Below are 2762 nucleotides of genomic sequence, written 5' to 3'. Positions count from 1 at the left end.
TGCCCGCGGTGCGCAGCTCGAACAGCTCGCCGGGGCGGGCGCCCGTGATCAGGGCCGGGACGACCCGGGAATCGGAGCAGGTGATGAACAGCACCAGCGGGGACTGGCCTTCGGCGAGTTTGGCGAACTCCTCAGGGCGCTGTCCGAACGTACGGGCACTGTCGATGAGGGGCTGCATGAGTGGTATTCCTCCTGGGCACGCTATGAGCGTCTCGGGCTTCGAGCGAGCCCCGGCCCGCGGCAGCTGGTCTTTCCTACGGACCGCTTCTCGCGACGAGGCTCGCCAGATGGGAGGGGCCGGTTGGGTTGCCCTCGGGTAGTCCGACCGCTGTGGCTTTAGGTCAGTGGCCTTCCGGCGTGCCCAGGCTCCTCCTGGACGTTTCCGCTCCCAATGGTTCAGACACGGCTGACCAGCCTTTGTTACGGCTGGATTCTTCGTATCTATAAGAGACTCCGCTTACCGCTCGTCAGGTTGTGCGGGCCTGAGGGCCACTGCCACCGCGTGCCCCTGGCAGGCCCGGTGCTGAGGCTGATGACATGTTCCGGGACGGTGAAGCGGTGATCATCTCGACCCAATTGGATGACATCGTTACAGGTCCCGCCGGTCATCGATACCGCGCAGGGATCCTCTTCGAGCCGACCGCACGCAACAGGCGTCCATCACCGCCCCTCGACCACAGCACACCTACGATCGTGCCCTATGTGACGGTTTGCTCGTTGGCCCACGTATGGGGCGCGGTGAGAGTTGGATTGTTCTGGACGGGCTGGGGAGATCGCGAAGCCGTTGATCCCACCGTCGAGGTGCGGCCGCAGGGCGGCAGCACGCACGACACGCTTCCCAATGTTGAAGTCAAGCCCCAGCAGTTACAGGCGGTGCGACTTGGTAGCACCTGCGGTCACGGATCAGGGGCCACAGCACGTTGACGCGGCGTCGGGCGAGCGCGAGCACGGCTTGGACGTGACGCTTACCCTCGGCTCGTTTGCGGTCGTAGTACTTCCGCGAATGGGGTCGAACCGGATGCTTACCAGCGCGGACGTGTAGAAGACCCGTTGCAGGCGCCTGTGGTATCGCTGAGGCCGGTGGAGATTGCCGCTGATCTTCCCGGAGTCACGAGGTGCTGAGGTCACGCCGGCGAAAGCAGCAAGACGGTCCGGCGTGGGGAAGGCGTCCAGGCTGCCGCCGAAGGCAACGAGGAACTCCGCACCGAGGACCGTACCGATGCCGGGCATGGACTGGATCACTTCAGCCAGTTCGTGTTCGCGAAACCGACCTTCGATGAACTTGTCGGTCTCGGCGATCTCCTCGTTGAGGGCTATCACCTCCTTCGCCAGCGTGTGCACCATCTTCGCGATGGAGCTCTCGCCTGCCACGGCGGTGTGCTGTCGTTCAGCTGTCTCAACAGCCTTCGCCGCGAGAGTCTCCGGGGAACGGACCTTCCTGTTGCGGAGCCAGGTGGTCAGTCGACGCGGGCCAGTGCGGCGGATCGCCGCCGGAGTCTGGTAGCCCGTCAACAGCTGCAATGCCCCGCTCGTGCCGATGTCCAAGGTGCGTTGCAGGGCCGGGAACGTGCTGTTCAGCAGGCCCTTGAGCCGGTTGATGGTGCGGGTGTGCTCGGCGACCAGATCCACCCGGCGCTCGGTCAGCAGGCGCAGTTCGATGCCCGCGTCATCGCCCGGACAGATGGGCTGCAAGTCTCGCCGCACGCGGGCCTGGTCAGCGATCACTCGCGCGTCCCGGGCGTCGGTCTTGCCCGCTCCGCAGTAGCTGTCGAGGCACGGTTGACCACTATGCCGGGGATGTAGACGAGTTCCTGACCGTGTTTGATGAGCAGGGCGATCAGCAAGCCGGGCCCGCCGCCGGCCATGTCCAACGCCCACATGATCTGTCGGCCACTAGCGAGATCCAGGACGTCGCCAATCAGCTTCAGCAGCTCGGGTTCGTCGTTGGCCACCCGCTGTGACAGCAGGGTCTCGCCCTCGCTGTCCAGGACCAGAGTGTGGTGGTGGGCCTTGCCGCAGTCGGTCCCTGCCCGTATTCGGCTCATCGTGCTCCAGCTCGTCGTGCGTGCAGTACAGACCACAGACGACCTCGCCGGCATTGCTCTGCACAGCGACTTTCTCACACTTCCCAATCGGCGGCCGAGTCGTCGTGGAGAACCGGGCGGCCAAGCCAGCAAAGCCACGAACGGCAGCAGCGTGAAAGCCACACCCGGTTCCCCTGGGTGCCACAACCTCCTAATGCCGTTTGTCAAGCTGCAGCCGTGACAGGGAGCGTCCGTTGGTAGCACTGTCGGTCGCGTATCAGCGCCCACAACACGTTCACCCGTCGCCGGGCCAAGGCCAGGACCGCCTGTATGTGGCGCTTGCCTTCCGCTCGCTTCCGTTCGTAGAACCGGCGCGATTCCTCGCAGCGCCGGATGCTCAGCAGCGCCGACTGGTAGAAGACGCGTTGCAGGCCGCGGTGGTAGCGCCGGGGCCGGTGCAGGTTGCCGCTGATGTTCCCCGAGTCCCGGGGCACGGGGGCGACGCCGGCCAGGCTGGCCAGACGATCCGGGCTGCCGAAACGGCTGAGGTCGCCGCAGGTGGCGGCGAGGAACTCGGAGCCGAGGACGGGGCCGATCCCGGGCAGGCTGGAGATCACCTCTGCCAGTTCGTGGTCGCGAAACCGGGAGGCTTTTCAATTTGGCCACCGATCGGGTGACGAGGCCGGTCGAGTAACGGGCGAGGCCCTCGGACTGTTGAGCGAGATGTCTGAAGTCTCA

At 65.5% G+C, this 2762-nt stretch carries 2 protein-coding genes and 2 pseudogenes; 1 reads left to right on the top strand and 3 read right to left on the bottom strand.

Annotation, left to right across the window (positions count from 1 at the left end; all coding sequences use genetic code 11):
* Positions 1-178 (bottom strand): carbonic anhydrase (locus tag ABZ624_RS42600; RefSeq protein ID WP_360101051.1); only part of this gene is annotated, 178 nt, incomplete at its 3' end.
* A gap of 359 nt (positions 179-537) precedes the next feature.
* On the opposite strand from ABZ624_RS42600, the gene ABZ624_RS42595 reads away from it, so the two are divergent.
* The gene (locus ABZ624_RS42595) at positions 538-924 is read left to right on the top strand and encodes a hypothetical protein (RefSeq protein WP_360101054.1); all 387 of its coding nucleotides are present in this window, start codon (positions 538-540) and stop codon (positions 922-924) included.
* Here ABZ624_RS42595 and ABZ624_RS42590 read toward each other — a convergent pair.
* Both ABZ624_RS42590 and ABZ624_RS42585 read right to left on the bottom strand, forming a co-directional pair.
* A pseudogene (locus ABZ624_RS42590) lies at positions 851-2045 on the bottom strand (IS110 family transposase). The gene ABZ624_RS42595 and the pseudogene ABZ624_RS42590 overlap by 74 nt on opposite strands.
* Before the next feature lie 203 nt (positions 2046-2248).
* A pseudogene (locus ABZ624_RS42585) lies at positions 2249-2668 on the bottom strand (transposase); the annotation flags it as partial.
* Positions 2669-2762: the final 94 nt, after the last annotated feature.

Origin of the sequence: Streptomyces sp. NPDC007205 (genome assembly GCF_040634095.1) — a bacterium.
In the GTDB taxonomy this organism is placed as follows: Bacteria; Actinomycetota; Actinomycetes; order Streptomycetales; family Streptomycetaceae; genus Streptomyces.
This window is presented reverse-complemented; position numbering and strand designations above follow the sequence as displayed.

Excerpts from the sequence above, each read along its gene's own strand:
- ABZ624_RS42595 (WP_360101054.1), top strand. The coding sequence starts at position 538 with ATGTTCCGGGACGGTGAAGCGGTGATCATCTCGACCCAATTGGATGAC.